This window comes from Arthrobacter sp. AL12, from assembly GCF_029960645.1.
Lineage (GTDB): Bacteria > Actinomycetota > Actinomycetes > Actinomycetales > Micrococcaceae > Arthrobacter.
On sequence record NZ_JASBQY010000011.1, the window covers coordinates 87,252 to 105,278 of the forward strand.

At 69.4% G+C, this 18,027-nt stretch carries 19 protein-coding genes; 9 read left to right on the forward strand and 10 right to left on the reverse strand.

Features of this window, described 5'->3' with window-relative positions; all coding sequences use genetic code 11:
- Positions 1-42 precede the first annotated feature (42 nt).
- Positions 43-450, forward strand: a complete 408-nt coding sequence (locus tag QK291_RS13035) for a hypothetical protein (RefSeq protein ID WP_282382517.1) — start codon at positions 43-45, stop codon at positions 448-450.
- 45 nt (positions 451-495) lie between these two features.
- On the opposite strand, the gene QK291_RS13040 is transcribed toward QK291_RS13035, so the two are convergent.
- The 5 genes from QK291_RS13040 to QK291_RS13060 form a co-directional block, all read right to left on the reverse strand.
- On the reverse strand, positions 496-1,323 hold the full coding sequence (locus QK291_RS13040; RefSeq protein WP_282382519.1) for an alpha/beta fold hydrolase: 828 nt from the start codon (positions 1,321-1,323) through the stop codon (positions 496-498).
- Positions 1,324-1,327: 4 nt separating this feature from the next.
- Positions 1,328-1,657, reverse strand: coding sequence for a biotin/lipoyl-containing protein (locus QK291_RS13045; RefSeq protein WP_056426240.1), 330 nt, complete (start codon positions 1,655-1,657; stop codon positions 1,328-1,330).
- Positions 1,650-2,693 (reverse strand): alpha-ketoacid dehydrogenase subunit beta, encoded by a 1,044-nt coding sequence (locus tag QK291_RS13050; RefSeq protein WP_282382525.1) that lies wholly within the window; start codon positions 2,691-2,693, stop codon positions 1,650-1,652. Before QK291_RS13050 ends, QK291_RS13045 begins: the two co-directional genes overlap by 8 nt.
- Positions 2,686-3,765, reverse strand: a complete 1,080-nt coding sequence (locus QK291_RS13055) for a thiamine pyrophosphate-dependent enzyme (protein ID WP_282382527.1) — start codon at positions 3,763-3,765, stop codon at positions 2,686-2,688. Before QK291_RS13055 ends, QK291_RS13050 begins: the two co-directional genes overlap by 8 nt.
- Before the next feature lie 137 nt (positions 3,766-3,902).
- Complete coding sequence (locus tag QK291_RS13060; RefSeq protein ID WP_282382528.1) at positions 3,903-5,315, reverse strand: amino acid permease; 1,413 nt, start codon at positions 5,313-5,315, stop codon at positions 3,903-3,905.
- 176 nt (positions 5,316-5,491) lie between these two features.
- Between QK291_RS13060 and QK291_RS13065 the strand changes: the two genes are divergently transcribed.
- The 6 genes from QK291_RS13065 to QK291_RS13090 all read left to right on the forward strand — a co-directional run bounded on the left by QK291_RS13065 (position 5,492) and on the right by QK291_RS13090 (position 12,151).
- Positions 5,492-5,965, forward strand: coding sequence for an Lrp/AsnC family transcriptional regulator (locus QK291_RS13065; RefSeq protein ID WP_282382531.1), 474 nt, complete (start codon positions 5,492-5,494; stop codon positions 5,963-5,965).
- A 217-nt stretch (positions 5,966-6,182) separates the two neighbouring features.
- Complete coding sequence (locus tag QK291_RS13070; RefSeq protein ID WP_282382582.1) at positions 6,183-6,893, forward strand: NUDIX domain-containing protein; 711 nt, start codon at positions 6,183-6,185, stop codon at positions 6,891-6,893.
- On the forward strand, positions 6,890-8,203 hold the full coding sequence (gene nadA / locus QK291_RS13075; RefSeq protein ID WP_282382534.1) for a quinolinate synthase NadA: 1,314 nt from the start codon (positions 6,890-6,892) through the stop codon (positions 8,201-8,203). The genes QK291_RS13070 and nadA overlap by 4 nt, the downstream gene beginning before the upstream one ends.
- Complete coding sequence (nadB, locus tag QK291_RS13080) at positions 8,200-9,957, forward strand: L-aspartate oxidase (RefSeq protein ID WP_282382538.1); 1,758 nt, start codon at positions 8,200-8,202, stop codon at positions 9,955-9,957. Before nadA ends, nadB begins: the two co-directional genes overlap by 4 nt.
- Positions 9,954-10,997: a carboxylating nicotinate-nucleotide diphosphorylase gene (gene nadC, locus QK291_RS13085; protein ID WP_282382540.1), complete on the forward strand. Its 1,044-nt coding sequence runs from the start codon at positions 9,954-9,956 to the stop codon at positions 10,995-10,997. Before nadB ends, nadC begins: the two co-directional genes overlap by 4 nt.
- Positions 10,994-12,151, forward strand: coding sequence for a cysteine desulfurase family protein (locus QK291_RS13090; protein ID WP_282382542.1), 1,158 nt, complete (start codon positions 10,994-10,996; stop codon positions 12,149-12,151). The genes nadC and QK291_RS13090 overlap by 4 nt, the downstream gene beginning before the upstream one ends.
- A 120-nt stretch (positions 12,152-12,271) precedes the next feature.
- Here QK291_RS13090 and QK291_RS13095 read toward each other — a convergent pair whose 3' ends face one another.
- Positions 12,272-12,790, reverse strand: coding sequence for a GtrA family protein (locus tag QK291_RS13095; RefSeq protein ID WP_282382544.1), 519 nt, complete (start codon positions 12,788-12,790; stop codon positions 12,272-12,274).
- A 4-nt stretch (positions 12,791-12,794) separates the two neighbouring features.
- A complete protein-coding gene (locus tag QK291_RS13100) occupies positions 12,795-13,469 on the reverse strand; it encodes a DUF1684 domain-containing protein (protein WP_282382546.1) in 675 nt (224 codons plus the stop codon).
- 251 nt (positions 13,470-13,720) lie between these two features.
- Here QK291_RS13100 and QK291_RS13105 point away from each other — a divergent pair, with 251 nt between their 5' ends.
- Both QK291_RS13105 and QK291_RS13110 read left to right on the forward strand, forming a co-directional pair.
- Positions 13,721-14,551 (forward strand): hypothetical protein, encoded by an 831-nt coding sequence (locus QK291_RS13105; protein WP_282382550.1) that lies wholly within the window; start codon positions 13,721-13,723, stop codon positions 14,549-14,551.
- Positions 14,552-14,625: 74 nt separating this feature from the next.
- Positions 14,626-15,432 (forward strand): transglutaminase family protein, encoded by an 807-nt coding sequence (locus QK291_RS13110; RefSeq protein ID WP_282382552.1) that lies wholly within the window; start codon positions 14,626-14,628, stop codon positions 15,430-15,432.
- Positions 15,433-15,451: 19 nt separating this feature from the next.
- On the opposite strand, the gene QK291_RS13115 is transcribed toward QK291_RS13110, so the two are convergent.
- From QK291_RS13115 to QK291_RS13125, 3 genes are all read right to left on the reverse strand, one after another.
- A complete protein-coding gene (locus QK291_RS13115; RefSeq protein WP_282382554.1) occupies positions 15,452-15,802 on the reverse strand; it encodes an AraC family transcriptional regulator in 351 nt (116 codons plus the stop codon).
- A 411-nt stretch (positions 15,803-16,213) separates the two neighbouring features.
- Positions 16,214-16,675, reverse strand: a complete 462-nt coding sequence (locus QK291_RS13120) for a MarR family winged helix-turn-helix transcriptional regulator (RefSeq protein WP_282382556.1) — start codon at positions 16,673-16,675, stop codon at positions 16,214-16,216.
- The gene (locus QK291_RS13125) at positions 16,675-17,805 is read right to left on the reverse strand and encodes an LLM class flavin-dependent oxidoreductase (protein ID WP_282382558.1); all 1,131 of its coding nucleotides are present in this window, start codon (positions 17,803-17,805) and stop codon (positions 16,675-16,677) included. The genes QK291_RS13120 and QK291_RS13125 overlap by 1 nt, the downstream gene beginning before the upstream one ends.
- Positions 17,806-18,027: the final 222 nt, after the last annotated feature.

The window sequence follows — 18,027 nt, forward strand, 5'->3', positions numbered from 1 at the left end:
CTGGCAGCCTGCGCACCCGCCGACGAACCCCGGAGCCCCAGCATGGATCTTGCCACCGCCAAACAGTCCACCCGTGTGCAGCAGGACGAACTGCTGTCGGTCGTTCCCTCCGCGGCTGTATCGACGACGAGGCAGACCGAGACATCCCGCGCCCTCTTCGAGTGTGAGACCGGGGGATACTACTGGCCGGGCACCCTGAATATCGCCCTCAGCGAGGACGCCGACGGCGCGGCGCTGCTGGAGCAGATCAAAGCTGACTGGTCCGCCAAGAGCGGCTGGACCGTCAGGGACAAGACGAGCGTCAACGGCGATCCGGAACTGGTGATCGTGAGTGAGGAAGGCTACCGGCACGCGATCGAGTTCAACCCGGAGCGGAACTCACTCAACGTCCTGTCCTCCTCCGCATGCTTCCAAATGGAGGGAAAGCCCAAGCCGGGTGTCGACTACTAGGCTCCGGACCAACGTCCCCGCGTTGTTTTGGGAAGCCCAGGGAGATCAGACGCCCAGGAAGCTGATGGCCCCCTGCTTGAACGCGCGGCTGGTGATGGCGTTGGTGTGGTTCCGGCCCGGCAGGACCAGCTGCTCGACCAGGGCGCCCGCCTTGGCGCCCAGGGCCGCGAGCACCGGCATCGACGCGGCACGGTCGTCCTTTTCCCCGGCCACCAGCAGCATCGGCACCTGCGGCACGGCCTCGGCGGGGTCATACGGTTCGCTCTTGACGGCTTCCACGAGGGACAGCAGCGAGAAAATGTTGTTGCTCGGCAGCATCTGCGCCATCTTCAGCAGTCCGGCGGTGGACGCGTCGGCGATCGGGGTGCCGTCGGCCAGGTAGCGCTGCGCGGCCACGAGGTCGAAGTCGGCCAGCGGATCGGACACGTTGGGCCCGCCCAGGACCAGCCGGTGCACCAGCTCGTGCTGGGTGGCGCCGAATTCCCAGGCGAGCCGGGAGCCGAGCGAGTAGCCGATCAGGTCCAGCCCGCTGGACGGGTCGCCGTCGCGCAGGGGCCGGACGCCGGCGTCGAACGCGATCTGCAGCAGATCCGCGCGGATCCTGCTGGGCGTGTAGGAGTCCATGTCCTCGGGGGCGCCACTGCGGCCGTGGCCGGGCAGATCCACCGCGATGACGCGGCGGCCGGCCTCCAGCAGCGCGGTGAGCCAGCCGGTGTCCTCCCAGTTGAGCTTGGAGGAGGAGGAGAAGCCGTGCAGCAGCAGCACCGGCCGGAGCCCGGCGTCGGTTCCGGGCTCGTGCACCCCGACATACAGCTGCGGGTCGGTGCCCTCGACGGTGTGGGAATGCTGTTCGCCGGTGTGTCTGCCGCTCATGGTGTCAGTCCTCATCAAGTACGGCGCTCAGGCGGACCCGGCGCTTCGGTGCCTCTTCCTTCGGGACCGTGCCCACAATGCCGGCGGTGTTGTCCGGCACCTCAAACACAATCAGGGGCTCGCCGACATTGATCTTGTCACCGGGCCCGCCGTGGATACGCACCACCTTACCTGCCTGCGGACTGGGCAATTCAACGGCTGATTTGGTGGTTTCGACCTCGACGAGGGGCTGGTTGCGCTCCACCTGGTCGCCCGGGGCCACCAGCCATTCCAGCACGGTTGCCTCGATCAGGCCCTCGCCGAGGTCCGGGAGCGGGAAGGAAATTTCAGCCACGTTTGTACTCCAATACTCGCTGGATCCCGAAGAGGATCCGGTCAATGTTCGGGATGTATTCGTCTTCCAGGTCTCCCGAGGGGTACGGGACATCGAAGCCGGTGACCCGTTCCACCGGGCCCCGGAGCGTGTCGAAGCAGCTCTGGGTGATCAGCTGGGCCACCTCGGCGCCCAGGCCGGAGGTGAGCGGCGCTTCGTGGACGACGACGGCGCGGCGGGTCTTGCGCACGGAGGCGGCCAGCGCCGCGGCGTCGATCGGCTTGAGCCAGCGCAGGTCCAGGACCTCGATGTCGATCCCGTCCTCGGCGGCGAGTTCGGCCACCTGGAGGCAGCGGGCCACCATGGCGCCCCATGCGACGAGGGTCAGGTGCCGGCCCTCGCGCATGACCTTCGCCCCGGTGGGGGAGCCGCCGGCGGCATCGTGGCGGGCGACGTCCACCTCGCCCTTCTGCCAGTACCGCGACTTCGGCTCCATGAAGATCACCGGGTCCGGCCGCGTCGCGGCGTACTTGAGCAGGTGGTAGGCCTCGTGCGGGTTCGACGGCGAAACCACCTTGAGGCCGGGCACGTGCGCGAAGAGCGACTCGAGGCTCTCGCCGTGGTGTTCGGGGGCCCGGATGCCGCCGAAGCTGGGAACCCGCAAGGTGATGGGCATCGGCAGGGTGCCGCGGCTGCGGTAGTTCATCCGGGCGATCTGGCAGACGATCTGGTTGATGGCGGGGTACGCGAAGCCGTCGAACTGGACTTCGGGGATGGGGTGGAATCCGGCCATCGCCAGGCCCACGGACATGCCGAGGATGCCGGATTCGGCCAGCGGCGTGTCGAAGACGCGCCGTTCGCCGTGTCTGGCCTGCAGGCCGTCCGTGATGCGGAAGACACCGCCGAGCCGGCCGCAGTCCTCGCCGAAGATCAGGGTTTTCGGGTTTTCGGCGAGCACCTCGTCGAGGGCCCGGTTGAGGGCCTGCTGCATGGACATCACGGTGGTGGCTGCGGGGCTTTCCACAAGAGCTTCGCCTTCAAGAATCGAGTTAGACATGTTCGGACTCCTCGCGCCAGCTGGCGGCCTGGGCCTGCAGGGCAGGGGTGGTTTCCTGGAAGACCAGGTCAAACATTTCGGTGCCGGGGCGGGAGCCGAGCGCCTGGATGCCGGTGCGGATCTGTTCCTCCTCGGCCTTGGCCGCGGCGAGGGCCTCGGCGAAGAAGGCCTCGTCGGCGATCCCGTCGGCGAGCAGCCGCTGCCGGAAGCGTTCCAGCGGGTCGGTGCCGGCGCCGTCGCGCTCCTCATCGAGCGAGCGGTAGCGGCCCGGATCATCCGAGGTGGAGTGCGGGCCGCGGCGGTAGGTCATGGCTTCGATGAGCACCGGGCCGTTCCCGGCCCGGGCGTGCGCGAAGGCACGGCGGGTGGCCTCGACGACGGCAACGACGTCGTCGCCGTCGATCTGCAGCGCCGGCATGCCGTAGCCGGCGGCGCGTGCGGCGACGGAGCCGCCGGCCACCTGGCGTTCGGTGGGCACCGAGATCGCCCAGCCGTTGTTCTGGACGAAAAACACCACGGGGGCCTTCATCACCGCGGCGAAGTTCAGGGCCTCGTGGACATCGCCCTGGGAGGAGGCGCCGTCGCCGAAGTAGGTCAGCGCGACGCCGAGTTTGCCGTCGGCGGGTGCAGTGTTTACCGTGCTTGGCCCGGCGGTGCCGGCGGCCAGTGTCTGGCCATGGGCCCAGCCGACGGCGTGCAGCACGGAGCCGGCAACGACGGCCTGGATCGGGGCGAGCCGGGATTCCAGTGGGTCGTAGAGGCCGCCGTGCCAGGTGGCCTTGTGGGTGGACATGTACGCCACCATGTCAACGCCCATGGTGCGGGCCACGCCCATCTCGCGGTAGGTGGGGAAGACGAAGTCCCGGGTGGTGTCCACGGCATAGCCGCTGCCCACCTGGGCCGCCTCCTGGCCGAGTTCGGGCGCGTAGCCGGGGATGATGCCCTGGCGCTGCCAGGCGATGGCCGAGGTATCGAGGTGGCGGACCGCCACCATCAGTGAGTACAGCTCGCGGAGCTGGGCGGGAGTGAGCGGTTCGGCGGCAGCGCCGGAAGCCACGGGAAGTGTGTCCATTCCTGTGACCCTAGTCACCCTGCCGGTGCCATGCAATCAGCCGTTAAAGCACTGACCAGACTGCACAAGAGTGCCAGCCAGAGTCACTTCCGGCTTTGCAGTTTGTGCAGTCTGGTCTGTTGTGCGGCCTGGGCCTGCTACTTCCCGGCGTCGGCGTGTTCAGCCTGCTCGGCCAGTGCCGTGCCGCGGTCGCGGGTGAGTCGGGCGCCGATCCAGCAGGCCGCCGCGATGCCGGCAACCAGGATGATGGTGCTGACGAGCTGCTTGCTGCTCTCCGGGCTGCTGAAGCCGACGGCGAAGATCAGGGCCAGGAGCACCAGGCCAAAGATCGTCAAGCCTGGAAAACCCTTCATCCGCAGCGGCAGGACGGTGCCGTCGCGGTCTGCGCGGCGGCGCAGGATCAGCTGGGACACCAGCGCGGAGCCCCAGACCATCAGGCAGGTCGAGCCGACCAGCTGGAACAGCGCCGGGAGGATCCTCTCCGGGAAGAGCAGTTCCAGCACGGCGGCCAGGAAGCCGAACGCCACGGAGACGCCGACGGCGAGCATCGGCACCCGTGCCTTGTTGATCCTCGACAGGAAGGCGGGGGCCTCGCCGCGTTCGGACAGCGAGAAGACCATCCGTGACGCGCCGTAGAGGTTCGCGTTCAGCGCCGAGAGGAGCGCGACGACGGCCACCAGCGTGATGGCGGCGCCGGCGCCGGGGATGCCTGCGATGTCCAGGACGCCGGCGAACGGCGAGCCGAGGGCCGCCGAGGTGGAGGGAAGGACCGCGGCGATGACGAACACGGAGCCGATGTAGAAGACAAGGATCCGCCACACGACGGTGCGGATCGCCTGGGCCACGCTGTGCTGGGGGTTCTCGGTCTCGGCGGCGGCCACACTGACAATCTCGGTGCCGCCGAACGCGAAGATCACCACGAAGAGCGCGGAGGCGATGCCGCCCAGGCCGGCGGGGGCGAAATCGGTCGTGAAGTTGGTGAGGCCGGGGGACTCGACGTCCGGCAGCCAGCCCAGCAGCAGGGCCGTGCCGATGCCCAGGAACAGCAGGATGGCGGCCACCTTGAGGATGGCGAACCAGAACTCGAACTCGCCGAAGTTCTTCACGCCGGCGAGGTTGATTACCGTGAACACGACCATAAAGATCAGGGACAGGGCCCAGACCGGGATCACCGGCCACACCGTGAACAGCAGGGCGGCGGCGCCCAGGGCCTCGGCGGCGATGACGACGACCAGCTGCAGCCACCAGAGCCAGCCCACGGTGGCTCCGGCGGTCCTGCCCATGGCCTTGGCGGCGTAGACGGAAAACGCGCCGCTATTGGGGTTGGCCGCGGCCATTTCGCCCAGCGCCCACATGACGAGGATGATCAGCGTTCCGGCGACGAGGTAGGAGATCAGGACGGCGGGGCCGGCGGCCTGGACGCCGGCCCCCGAACCAAGGAACAGGCCGGCGCCGATGGCGCTGCCGAGTCCCATCATGGTGAGTTGGCGTGGCTTCATGCTGTGGCCGAGTTTCAGGCCGGGGCGCTCCGCGGTGGACTTCATTGTCATGCTTGCGAACCTTCGTGTGGTTTGGATCTCTGGGTCCTTATGGGACCTATCGAATTTACCGCCCCGCAGCGGTGTCTCCACACCCCGGCTGTGAGATCATGATGGCAGTTTGTTGGGCCGGAACGAAATTTCCATAACGGTTTGTGATGCCAATGCATCGGCAGGAGGAATATTCGATGGAGGTTGATGTCCTGGATGCGAAGATTGTCCGATTCTTCACCGATTCACCCCGGGCCTCCGTGTTGGAGGCCTCCCGCGTGCTCAAGGTGGCCCGCGCCACCGTGCAGTCACGACTGGACCGGATGCAGGACAGCGGGGTCATCGGCTCGTGGGTGCCGCAGCCGGACCCGGCCCACTTCGGGTTTCCCGTCGTCGCGTTCTGCTCCCTGACGATCAACCAGGACCTGGGCCACGACGCGGTGGTCGAGGCCCTCGCGGCGATCCCGGAACTGATCGAAATCCACACCGTCTCCGGCAGTTCGGACCTGATGGCCCGGATTGCGGCCCGCTCCAACTCGGACCTGCAGCGCGTGCTGGATGCCATGATCGCCACCCGGACAGTCCTTCGCTCGTCCTCGGTGATTGTGCTCAACACGCACTTCCAGGGCCGCACCCTCCCGCTGCTGGAAGCCGCCGCCGCGGGGCGGTGAGCCCGGCCCACACGCCCACACGCCCACACGCCCGGGCGGCCCGGGGCGGCCCGGGACGCCCGGATGAATGGTGTGGGCTGAAACATTTTGCGCCCGGCGGCCGGCGTCGTAGAATTAGTTCTAGTCATGCTGACTATAACTACTCCGGCGGTCGGGCCGGACCGTCCGGGCAGTCCCAGGGGACCGCCCGGAGCCTAAGGACGCGGGGTGAAGCGCCATCTACACCACAGCTGCCAACGTCGCAGAGCGCCAGCTCGCGCCGCCGTCGCTCGCTATCTCCACGGTGATCTTCGCCCTCCGCCCCAGTGAGCGTTCCGGACGCCCCACCCTCTGGATCCCGCTGGTGCGCCGGATTCGCGAACCCTTCAAGGGACTGTGGGCCCTGCCCGGCGGCCCGCTGACCCACGCCGAGTCCCTGCAGGACGCCGCCTCGCGGAACCTGCAGGAGACCACCGGCCTGGCGCCCCGCTACCTCGAACAGCTCTACGCCTTCGGCGGCCTGCACCGCTCGCCCACCCAGCGCGTCGTCTCGATCGTGTACTGGGCGCTGGTGCAGCCGACCGAGGCCGCGCTCGCGGATGAATCCGAAAACGTCCGGTGGTTCCGCGCGGACCGGCTCGGCGAACTGGCCTTCGACCACAACGCGATCATTGACTACGCGCTCTGGCGGCTGCGCAACAAGATGGCCTACGGCTCCATCGCCTACCACCTGCTTGGCGAGTACTTCACCCTGGCCCAGGTCCGGGAGGTCTATGAGGCCGTCCTGGACCGAGAGCTGGATCCGGCCAACTTCCGGCGGCAGGTCAAGGCCACGCCCGAAATCGAAGAAACCGACCAGTACCTTCAAGGCGGCAAACACCGCCCGCCCCGCCTCTACCGCTTCACCGGCCGCCCAGGCCTTGACCCAGACAACAGGAGCACACCATGAGCAGCGTCAACACGGCCATCCAGCTGATCACGCGCGAACAGGCCGCCAGCAGCACGGCCAAGGGCAGGGCCACAGCCTCCACCTGCAGCCCGGCGCTCGCGCGCGGCCCCTGGGACTACGACCTCGCCGAGGCCCTCGCCGGTGTGCCCGCCTACGGTCCCGGTGCCTCCGTCGCGGACCTCGCCCCGGCATCGACCCCCCGGCAGGGCCAGCTTCCGGAGGAGTACAAACTGGCCGGCGACGCCGAACTTGACGCCCGGATCCGGGCCGCCAAGGCGACGCTCGGGGACCGGGCTGTCATCCTGGGCCACTTCTACCAGCGCGACGAGGTGGTGGCATACGCCGACTTCGTGGGCGACTCCTTCCAGCTGGCCAACGCCGCCCTGACCCGGCCCGACGCCGAGGCCATCATCTTCTGCGGTGTGCACTTCATGGCCGAGACCGCGGACATCCTGTCCCGGCCCGACCAGGCCGTGATCCTGCCCAACCTCGCCGCCGGCTGCTCGATGGCGGACATGGCGGACATCGACTCCGTGACCGAGTGCTGGGAACAGCTCGAGGAACTCTTCGGCACCGAGCCCGACGCCGACGGCCGGGTCCCGGTCATCCCGGTCACCTACATGAACTCCTCCGCCGCCCTCAAGGGCTTCTGCGGCGAAAACGGCGGCATCGTCTGCACCTCCTCCAACGCCGCCACGGTGCTGGAATGGGCCTTCGAGCGCGGCCAGCGGGTCTTGTTCTTCCCGGACCAGCACCTGGGCCGCAACACCGCCAAGGCCATGGGCGTGCCGCTGGAGCAGATGCCGATGTGGAACCCGCGGAAGGACCTCGGCGGCAATGACCAGCAGACCCTGCAGGACTCCCGCGTGATCCTGTGGCACGGCTTCTGCTCGGTCCATAAGCGCTTCAACGTCGGCCAGATCGAAAAGGCCCGCGCCGAATTCCCGGGCGCGCAGGTGATTGTGCACCCGGAATGCCCCATGGAAGTGGTGGACGCCGCCGATTCCGCGGGCTCCACCGACTTCATCCGCAAGGCCATCGCCGCCGCGACCGAGCCCGCCACCTTCGCCGTCGGCACCGAGATCAACCTCGTCAACCGGCTGGCCGCGGAGAACCCGCAGCATACGATCTTCTGCCTGGACCCCGTGATCTGCCCCTGCTCCACGATGTACCGCATCCACCCCGGCTACCTCGCCTGGGTCCTGGAATCGCTCGTGAGGGGCGAGGTGGTCAACCGCATCACGGTGGAGGACGCCGTCGCGGCCCCCGCGAAGGTTGCGCTCGAGCGGATGCTGGCGGCGCGGCCGTGACCAGGCGGCTGGTGGTGGTCGGCAGCGGCATTGCGGGGCTGTACGCCGCGCTGCTCGCCTCCGACGCGGCGCCGGACGGCGGGCCGGCCTGTGAGGTGGTGCTACTGAGCAAGGGACCCCTGGAGCAGAGCAACACCTTCTATGCCCAGGGCGGCGTCTCGGCCGTGCTTGCGCCGGGCGAGGCTGCGCCGGGCGACACGGTGGCGGCGCACATCGCCGACACCCTCGCCGCCGGAGCCGGGCTCAACGACCCCGAGGCCGTCCGTATCCTGTGCACCGAGGCCGTCCAGGACATCGCCGGCCTGGGCCGCTACGGCGTGCACTTCGACGCCGGACCCGGCGGAGGACCGGCGCTCGGCCTCGAGGCGGCACACTCCGCCGCCCGCATCCTGCACGCCGGCGGGGATGCGACAGGTGCCTGCATCGCCCGCGCCCTCGCCGCCGCTGTCCTGGACCGCGCCGTCCAGGGCCGGGTGCGGGTCGAGACCGGCGCCTTCGTCACGGACCTGCTCACCGAACACCCCCGCCGGGGCGCGGGCGCCGCCCGGGTCACCGGCGTCGCCTACCTGGCCAATGGGCAGACCCGGCAGCTGGACGCGGACGCGGTGCTCCTGGCCACCGGCGGGGCCGGACGGCTCTTCGCCCGGACCAGCAACCCCTCCGTCGCCACGGCCGACGGACTGGCCCTGGCCTGGCGGGCGGGGGCCGCCGTCCGGGACCTGGAGTTCTTCCAGTTCCACCCCACCACCCTCGCGGCTGACGAGATCCCCGGCGGTCCGCCGGCGCTGCTCATTTCCGAGGCGGTCCGCGGCGAAGGCGCCATCCTGCTCGACGCCGCCGGCCACCGGTTTATGCCGGACTACCACCCGGACGCCGAACTGGCCCCGCGCGACGTCGTCTCCCGCAGTATTGCCCTGCACCTCGCCGCGACCGGTGCGCCGGCGGACAGCCCCGTCTTTCTGGACGCCCGGGGGCTCGAGGCCGCCCGCGGGCCCGGATTCCTGGCCCGGCGTTTCCCCACCATCACCGCGGCCACCCGCGCCGCCGGCTACGACTGGACCACGCAGGCCCTCCCGGTATCCCCGGCCGCGCACTACTGGATGGGAGGGGTATCCACCGATCTCTGGGGACGCACCTCCGTGCCGGGACTGTATGCGGCCGGTGAAGTCGCGTGCACCGGCGCGCAGGGCGCCAACCGGCTGGCGAGCAATTCACTCCTGGAAGGGCTGGTCTTCGGCCGACGCGCGGTGGCGGCAATCCTCGGCGCGGCGGGCACGGACCCCGGCGCGGGGGGCACGGACCCCGGCCCGGGGGGCACGGGCCCCGGCGCCAGGGCCGAATTTCCCGTTGCGGACACGGTGCAGCGAAGTGTTCCGTTCAGCCGGGATGCCCTGCGGCGCCTCATGACCGGCGCGGCCGGCGTGATGCGCGCCGGAGCGGGCCTCGACGACGCCTCCGTCAGGCTCGCCGAATGGGCCGCCTCCATGGCCGGAGCGGACCAGTCCGGCCTGGACCAGTCCGCCCAAGAGGACCGTAACCTGCTGCTCGCAGCCCGGCTGCTCGTGGCAGCCGCGCGGCAGCGCACCGGCTCCGTGGGCGCTCACTACCGGGCCGACGCGGACACGGCCGCTGCCTGTGCCGCTGCACTTGCAGCCCCGGCCCTGCTCGCGGCACCCGCCCGGTCCACGCTGCCGGCCGGCGCTCTCGGCCACCGGCATGCCACATCCCGTCCGAAGCAAAGGATCTCCTCATGACAGCACCCGCCGCCGCCCGCCAGGGTAGCCTCCCCGCGACGGCGCTCGCCGGCACCCTGCCCGCCGCCGCCGTCGACGCCGTGCTGCGCGCGGCCCTGGACGAAGATGCACCCTACGGTGACATCACCTCGCAGACGCTGATCCCGGCGGACGCGCGTGCGACGGCGGTCCTGGCAGCCCGGGTGCCCGGCGTGCTCAGCGGCGGTGAGGTGTTCGCGGCGGCGATGAAGCTCACGGACCCCGACGCCGCCGTCGACCTCCTGGTGGCCGACGGTGCCGCCTTTGCGGCCGGCACGGCGCTCGCGAGGGTCAGCGGCAACGCCCGCGCCGTGCTGCTCGCCGAACGTGTGGCCCTGAACCTGGTTCAGCGGATGAGCGCCATCGCCACGAAGACGGCGGAGTTCGTCGCCCTCGTGGACGGCACCGGTGCGCGCATCACCGACACCCGCAAGACGACGCCGGGGCTGCGGGTGCTGGAACGGTACGCCGTCCGCTGCGGCGGCGGAGCCAACCACCGTTTTGGCCTCTCGGACGCGGTGCTGGCCAAGGACAACCACCTGGCCGTCCTGACCGGGGGAGACCCCTCGAAGCTCACCGCGGTGCTGCGGGAGGCCAGGGCCCGGCTCGGGCACACCACGCACTTCGAAGTGGAGGTGGACAGCATGGACCAGATCGGACCCGTGCTGGCCGCCGGGGTCGACACCATCATGCTGGACAACTTCAGCCTGGCCGAGCTGGCCGGCGGCGTGGCGCTTGTGGCTGGCCGCGCCCGGGTCGAGGCCAGCGGCAACGTCAACCTCGCCACGGTGGCGGGCATCGCCGGCACCGGGGTGGACGTCATCTCGATCGGCGGACTCACCCACAGCGTCGCCGCCCTGGACCTGGGGCTGGACATTGAGCTGGGGCTCGGCACCGGACCGGGGCCCGGCGCCGGACCGGGCCGTGCACCCGGACCAGGGCGCAGCGACGATCTGGGGCCCGGCGCCGGACAGTGCCCTGCTACCGGGGCCGGGCAGGCTGCCGGCGAGGCGGTGCCATGATCTTCCTCGACGCCGCGGCCACCATCCCGGTCCGCCGCGAGGTGCTCGAAGCCATGTGGCCGTTCCTGTCCGGGGAGTTCGGGAACCCCTCGAGCCACCATTCGCTCGGCGACGCGGCCGCCACGGCGCTCGCCGGGGCCCGGGCAGCGACGGCCCGGGCACTGGACTGCCGCCCGGGCGAGGTGGTCTTCACCTCCGGGGGCACGGAGGCGGACAACCTGGCCGTCAAGGGCATCGCCCTGGCCCGCCGGGCGGCCGACCCGCGGCTGGACCGGGTGGTGATCAGCGCCGTCGAACATCCCGCCGTGGAGGAGTCGGCCCGCTACCTGGAGCGCGTGCACGGCTTCGCCGTGGACGTGGTGCCGGTGGACTGCTTCGGGCAGGTGACGGAAGAGGCCTTGACCGCCGCGCTCCGGCCCGAGACCGCCCTGGTCAGCATCATGTACGCCAACAATGAGGTGGGCACGGTGCAGCCGATCGCCCGGCTGGCTGCGCTGGCCCGTGCGCAGCGAATCCCGTTTCACACCGACGCCGTCCAGGCCGCCGGCTGGCTCCCGCTCGACACCGCAGCCCTGGGCGTGGATGCCCTGAGCATCTCCGGACACAAACTGGGCGCGCCCAAGGGCAGCGGGGCCCTGTTCGTGCGCAGCCGGACCCGGCTGGAGCCCGTGATCCACGGCGGCGGGCAGGAACGCGGACGCCGGTCGGGGACCGAGAACGTAGCCGGGGCCGTAGCCCTCGCGACGGCGCTCACCCTCTCCCGGAACTCACAGGGCGAACGTGCGGCACACGTCGCCGCCCTGCGCGATGACTTCATCCGCTCGGTGCAGGCCCAGGTTCCGGGCGCGCTCGTCACCGGCCATCCGAGCGAACGGCTCCCCTCGGTCGCCTCGTTCTGCTTCCCGGGGACCAGCGGCGAATCCGTGCTGCTGGAGCTTGAACGGCTGGGAGTCATCTGCTCCAGCGGCTCGGCCTGCGCGGCGGGTTCGGACGAGCCGTCCCCGGTGCTGCGGGCGATGGGCATCGGCGCCGAGGTTGCCCAGACCGCGGTCCGCTTCAGCTTCGACTCCACCATCACGGCGGCGGAACTGCAGGAGGCGGCCGCTGCAGTCCGCACCGCCGTCGGCAGCATCCAGGCCCTCGGTGCCCCCTGACCCCGCTGCGCCCTGACCAACCCCGGGTTGCCCTGTCACTTAATGCTGTTCCGGGGGCCTCTGAGGCACGTTATCTGATAGGGCAAGCGGGGGTTTTCGGGGGAACGGGGTGCGGAAAGCCTAACGGTGCCGGGCGCGGCGGAAGATCCAGTGGCGGAGCAGGGTGAAGCGCACTGCTGTGGCGGCGAAGCCGGAGAGTGTGGTGGTCCACAGCTCGTCGGTGACGGTGGCAGCGGGGTTGATCCAGTGCAGGACGCCGAGGCTTCCGCCGGTGAGCAGCAGCGCCACCAGGATCACAATCAGGCCGTTGAGGTGGTCGCGCTTCATCCGGTGGCGTTCGGTGATCTTGAAGGTCAGCCGTCGGTTCAGGGCCGTGTTCATCAGCGACGTGAGGATCAGGGCCGTCGCGTTGGCCGGCTGCGAGCCGAGGTGCGGACGCAGGAAGGCATAGAGCGCCAGTGAGGTGGCCGTGCAGAGGATGCCGACGGCGGTGAACCGCAGCAGCTGCCGGACCAGCGGGTAGCGGAGGACGCCACGGTGGCGGCGGGAAGACGACACTCCATGAGCAGTGGCAGTGGCAGTGGCAGTGGCAGTGGCAGGAGCGGGAGCAGGCGTGTGCTGCTGAAGCTGGGCATCCATCCGCTCAGTACAGCTCGCCGACAGGGATCTCCACGGCCAGGCGGTTGGAGGGGCCGGGGAGGGGGCATGCCCACGCCTCGTTGTAGGCGCAGGACGGGTTGTAGGCGAAGTTGAAGTCCACAACGAACTCGGCCTCCGGGCCGGACCCCTGCACGCCGTGGAAGGCGCCCTTGATGGTGTCCAGCAGGTAGCGGCCCGCGCCGTAGCTTCCGCCGGGCTGCCCGGCGGTGGCATCACGGAACGGCACGAAGATGCCGCCGCCGTAGCCGTGGAGCTTCCAGACGGCGAGCTGGCCCAGTTCCGGCAGGTCGAACGTGCCCAGCCGGACAAACCGGACCAGGCCGTCGGTACCGGTCTCGACGGTCATTTCCCGTCCGGCGCCCTGGCTCGTCAGCGGGATGTGGAAGCGGTAGATCGGATCGTAGTCGGCCGTCTTCAGCCCCGCGAAGCTGGACTTGGCGGCCGCCGTGAGCGGCGACGCGGGGTGCGTGCCGAACATCCGGTCCCGCTCCTGGCGCCAGTAGGAATGCGCCTCGGCCGGGTCCTCGGCCGCGATCTTCCGCACATTGGCGTACAGCGCAAAGGTCCTGAGCCGCCAGTCCGCGATGTCGACGGCGGAGATGTCCGCCTCGCCGCCCTGGGCTCCGAAATCCGTCGAGCCTAAATCCTGATCCGCCATGTCCCCAGCGTAACCCGCTTTCCCGGTGGCGAACCGCGCTTCCCGCGGCGGGTCCCGGGCCCGTCCGGCCTGGACTTCGCCGCCGTGTTCCGGGCACGACGGGGGCACCTGCCCGTGTGGCCGCCGAACCCGGATGCCAGGAGCCGGCTGGTCGCCGTCACGGAGGCAGCGGACGCACTGCCGGGAACAGGGCTTCTACGAAACGCTGATCCGGGAACTCCGGCGGACCGAAGTCCCGTTACGCTGGCACCATGACTGGGACGGATAACTACCGGCGGACGTGGGCCCGCGGCGTCAGCATTGCTGCTGCCATCGCGCTCGCCGTCGCCGCGCTCTCCGGCTGCAGCAGCGAAGGCAAGAGCACCCCGGCCTGGACGGCCGCCGGCACCCCGAGCGCCACCGCCGGCGGGACAGAGTCCCGGAGTGATCCGTCCGCGGGCAGCACGACGCCGGGCCCGCCCCCGGGGTCCACGGCCTCCGGCGCGGCGGAAACCGGCTCGACGGCGCCGGCCTGGAAGGTGTTCACCGACCCGGCGAAGACGGTCAGTTTCGAGCTCCCGCAGGAGTGGATCGCCCAGTCGGTGACCCCCGAGCAGGGAACCCTGCCCGGCGCCCTCAAGATCGAGGTCAAGGACGCCGAGGGCGGCTACCTCGCCACCCTGAAGACCGGGCTCCCTCCGCGGACCGCCCCGGCGTGTGCGGACGACGCCGCGAAACCGTACGTCGTCGTCAGCAGTGTCCAGGTGGACATGCCGCACCGCGGCGGCGACGGCACCATCGACCCGCGGGTGGTGTACCGGGTGATCCAGGGCTACAAGTACTTCGGCTCCTACGGCATCACCAACGTCGTCGGCGGCACGGAAGGAAAGGCCTGCGTGCTGCAGAACCTGGTCCGCGGTCCCGAGGGCAAGGGGGACTACTCTTTCGCTGACCTAGGGGAGCTGAAGGTGTTCGCCGCGGATGAGAAGATCGCGCCCGCCCAGGCTTTTGACACCCTCGACCAGGCGGCCAAATACGTCAACGAAGGCTCGGAATTCGCCAACGTCCAGCGGATGCTAATGTCTCTGGAGATCAAAAACTAGTCCCGCACCGCCCGCACACAGCCGGGCCGGGAGCGGTGACTCCACCCGCCGTTAGCCTCACACCCCGGAGATACATGGAACGCTCTGTAGCCGCCCGCATGGCCTTCAAGACCGTGGCCGACACAAAGGTCGCCCTGGCGGTGTCCGTGGCACGCAATTCCGGGTACAGCGGGTTCACGGAGTCCCTGTCCGTGACCTCCGGCGGCGAGGATGTCCCGCTCACCGAACTCTCGGACCACCACGGCGGGCGCTTCCACTACATGGAATTCGCTGACCCCGCCGAGGTGCTCGTGGAGTACACGGCCACCGTCACCGGCTTCGCGCTGCCGGAGGAACCCCGGCTGATGGAACTCATCCGCTACGTCCGGCCGAGCCGCTATGCCGAGTCCGACCGGCTCCTGCCGACGGCCTACGCTGAATTCGGCGGCCTGCAGGGTGCTGAGCTGGTGCTCGCGGTACGCAACTGGGTGTTCAGCGAGCTGCGCTACATCAGCGGATCCTCCCGGGGGACCGACGGGGCCGTCGAGACCCTGCTGAACCGCCGCGGGGTCTGCCGCGACTTCGCCCACCTGGCGGTCTCGCTGCTGCGCGCCAAGAATGTTCCCGCCCGGCTGGCCGCGGTGTACGCCCCGGGACTGAGTCCCATGGACTTCCACGCGGTGGCCGAGGCCCACATCAACGGTGCCTGGTACGTCATCGACCCCACGGGCCTGGCGCCGCGCGAGAGCATGCTGCGGATCACCGCGGGCCGGGATTCCTCGGACACCGCGTTTCTGTCGACCGTGGGCGGCAGCCTGTCGCTGACGCAGTTCACCGTCACCGCCATCGTCGACGGCGACCTGCCGGACGAGGACCCCGAGAAGCTGGTCACCCTCCGGTAGGGATGCTCCCGGAACAAGGTCACAGCTGGACGCGCTGGCGATAGTGGCGTGGTGTAACGCCAGCGTCGTTGAGGAAGTGCCGGTTGAAGTTGGAGAGATTCGAGAAGCCGACTTCATAGAAAATCTCGGAGATGGCTTTGTCGCTGTGTTCCAGCAGGCGCCGTGCATGGGCGAGCCGAAGTTTGCGGACCAGATCACTGAAGTTCTGGCCGGTGGCGCGTTTGAAGTATTTCGAGAACGTCGGCCCTGACGTACCGACCAGCGCGGCAGCCTCAGACATCTTGACACTGCCGGCGTGGTTGCTGAAGACGTACTCGAGGACGATGTCCACCACAGCCGCGGCCTGGCCTCCAGCTGGGGTCTGAACCATTCGTCGGCCGAATAGCGCCGTTCCTCCTGGGGTGCACGGTCTCCTGCTCGGAGAGCACCTCCGGTCGAACGGAGTTCACGTGATCAACGGCGGAACCTCGCCGACGTCAACGGCCCTCGCCAGGCTGGGGCCCGTCGGCGGCGCGGACTACACGTTCTCCGTGACCTGGGACCTCAACGGGGCATCCCCTCCGGCCCGGGCCGCCGTCGAAGGTTTTACGCATGTCCACGCCCGGCAATCGTGGCCCTGGCGGGGGGAGCCTCCGGACCGGTCATCCTGTCCCGTAGTGGGAGGGTGGAAATGGCGGCCGAGCTGACCATACCGTCCACGGCCCAGGGATCTCCACGGGGCCAGGAGTGACCATCGAAATCGTGGGCGATTGACGGACCGCCGCCGGAAGCCCGCGGGTGGTCAGCGCGCCGCCACCGAGGCCCGCAGCTTCTCTGTCAGACGCAGCAGCTCCTGCTGCTCGGCGGCCGTCAGTGCGGGTACCACCAGTGCGGCGATGTCGCGGACGTGCTCCCGGCCGATCTGTTTCTGGAGTTCCCAGCCCGCTTCGGTGAGCTTGACCAGGACCCCGCGGCCGTCGTCTGGAGACGGCATCCGCTCCACCAGGCCGCGCTTTTCGAGGCGCTCCACGAGCCGGCTCAGGCTGGACTGGCTCAGCAGCACATGGTCGTTGAGCTCGTTCTGGCGCAGCCAGCCGGAGGGACAGCGCGAGAGCGTAAAGAGCACGTCGTACTCGTTGATGGCGAGGCCCTTGAAGGCGGGGCCGGCCTGCAGCCGGCGCATGACTGCCACCTGGGCGCGGAACAGGGATTCCCAGGTTTCCGCGGCCAGGCGCACCGGCGACTCGGAGGTCTTCGTGGACATCACACGCTCTGGGTGCCGGCGCGGCTGGCGGCGTCGCTGGAGGACTGGCCGGCGGCGGCCAGGGATGCGGCGACACGGCCGGCGTGGGTGGGCGGGTCCGGGACATGGGCGGGGGTCTTGTCGGCGTATTCCTTGCGCAGGACCGGCAGGACCTCTTCGCCGAACAGGTCCAGCTGTTCCAGGACGGTCTTCAGCGGCAGACCGGCGTGGTCGATGAGGAAGAGCTGGCGCTGGTAGTCGCCAAAGTATTCACGGAAGGTCAGTGTCTTTTCGATGACTTCCTGCGGGCTGCCGACGGTCAGGGGCGTCTGCGACGTGAAGTCCTCGAGCGACGGGCCGTGGCCGTAGACCGGGGCGTTGTCGAAGTAGGGGCGGAACTCCTTGACGGCGTCCTGCGAGTTCTTCCGCATGAAGCACTGTCCGCCCAGGCCCACGATTGCCTGGTCGGCCTTGCCATGGCCGTAGTGCTCGTAGCGTTCGCGGTAGAGGCCGATCAGCTTCTGGTAGTGCTCCTTCGGCCAGAAGATGTTGTTCGCGAAGAAGCCGTCGCCATAGTAGGCCGCGACTTCCGCGATCTGCGGCGTGCGGATCGAACCATGCCATACGAAGGGGGCGACGCCGTCGAGCGGGCGCGGCGTGGAGGTGAAGTTCTGCAGCGGCGTGCGGTGCTTGCCGGACCAGTTGACGGTGTCCTCGTCCCAGAGGCGGCGCAGCAGGCTGTAGTTCTCGATCGCGAGTTCGATCCCGTCCTGGATGTTCTTGCCGAACCAGGGGTAGACGGGGGCAGTGTTGCCGCGGCCCAGCACCAGGTCCACGCGCCCGTCGGCCAGGTGCTGGAGCATGGCGAAGTCCTCGGCGATCTTCACCGGGTCATTGGTGGTGATCAGCGTGGTGGCCGTGGACAGGATGATGCGCTCCGTCTGGGCGGCGATGTAGGCCAGGGTGGTGGTGGGGGAGGAGGAGAAGAACGGCCGGTTGTGGTGCTCGCCCAGGGCGTAGACATCCATGCCGATTTCCTCGACCTTTTTAGCGATCGCCACGGACGCCTTGATACGTTCGTGCTCCGTGGGCGTCCGGCCCGTGGTGGGGTCGGTGGTGATATCGCTGACGCTGAATACGCCGATCTGCATGATGTGCCTTTCCGTGGCCGGAGACTTGCGGGAGCTGATTCAACTATAGCCGATATACATGCATTTGCATCTATCGAGCGGTATAACGCCGGCCCCGTCCGGTTATTCCCCGGCACGAGCTGCTCTGGAGGCTGCTGGCCGGTGCGCCCTTCGGCGGTGCGCCGTTTAACTCCACGTTCATGAAACTGCTGGGCATCAAGGTTGGCAAGCGGCTCTTTGTTG

Excerpts from the sequence above, each read along its gene's own strand:
- nadC (WP_282382540.1), top strand. The coding sequence starts at position 9,954 with ATGACAGCACCCGCCGCCGCCCGCCAGGGTAGCCTCCCCGCGACGGCG.
- QK291_RS13105 (WP_282382550.1), top strand. The coding sequence starts at position 13,721 with ATGACTGGGACGGATAACTACCGGCGGACGTGGGCCCGCGGCGTCAGC.
- QK291_RS13040 (WP_282382519.1), bottom strand. The coding sequence starts at position 1,323 with ATGAGCGGCAGACACACCGGCGAACAGCATTCCCACACCGTCGAGGGC.
- QK291_RS13060 (WP_282382528.1), bottom strand. The coding sequence starts at position 5,315 with ATGACAATGAAGTCCACCGCGGAGCGCCCCGGCCTGAAACTCGGCCAC.
- QK291_RS13125 (WP_282382558.1), bottom strand. The coding sequence starts at position 17,805 with ATGCAGATCGGCGTATTCAGCGTCAGCGATATCACCACCGACCCCACC.
- QK291_RS13100 (WP_282382546.1), bottom strand. The coding sequence starts at position 13,469 with ATGGCGGATCAGGATTTAGGCTCGACGGATTTCGGAGCCCAGGGCGGC.
- QK291_RS13110 (WP_282382552.1), top strand. The coding sequence starts at position 14,626 with ATGGAACGCTCTGTAGCCGCCCGCATGGCCTTCAAGACCGTGGCCGAC.
- QK291_RS13055 (WP_282382527.1), bottom strand. The coding sequence starts at position 3,765 with ATGGACACACTTCCCGTGGCTTCCGGCGCTGCCGCCGAACCGCTCACT.
- QK291_RS13120 (WP_282382556.1), bottom strand. The coding sequence starts at position 16,675 with ATGTCCACGAAGACCTCCGAGTCGCCGGTGCGCCTGGCCGCGGAAACC.
- nadA (WP_282382534.1), top strand. The coding sequence starts at position 6,890 with ATGAGCAGCGTCAACACGGCCATCCAGCTGATCACGCGCGAACAGGCC.
- QK291_RS13035 (WP_282382517.1), top strand. The coding sequence starts at position 43 with ATGGATCTTGCCACCGCCAAACAGTCCACCCGTGTGCAGCAGGACGAA.
- QK291_RS13050 (WP_282382525.1), bottom strand. The coding sequence starts at position 2,693 with ATGTCTAACTCGATTCTTGAAGGCGAAGCTCTTGTGGAAAGCCCCGCA.
- QK291_RS13095 (WP_282382544.1), bottom strand. The coding sequence starts at position 12,790 with ATGGATGCCCAGCTTCAGCAGCACACGCCTGCTCCCGCTCCTGCCACT.
- QK291_RS13090 (WP_282382542.1), top strand. The coding sequence starts at position 10,994 with ATGATCTTCCTCGACGCCGCGGCCACCATCCCGGTCCGCCGCGAGGTG.
- QK291_RS13065 (WP_282382531.1), top strand. The coding sequence starts at position 5,492 with ATGGAGGTTGATGTCCTGGATGCGAAGATTGTCCGATTCTTCACCGAT.
- QK291_RS13115 (WP_282382554.1), bottom strand. The coding sequence starts at position 15,802 with ATGGTTCAGACCCCAGCTGGAGGCCAGGCCGCGGCTGTGGTGGACATC.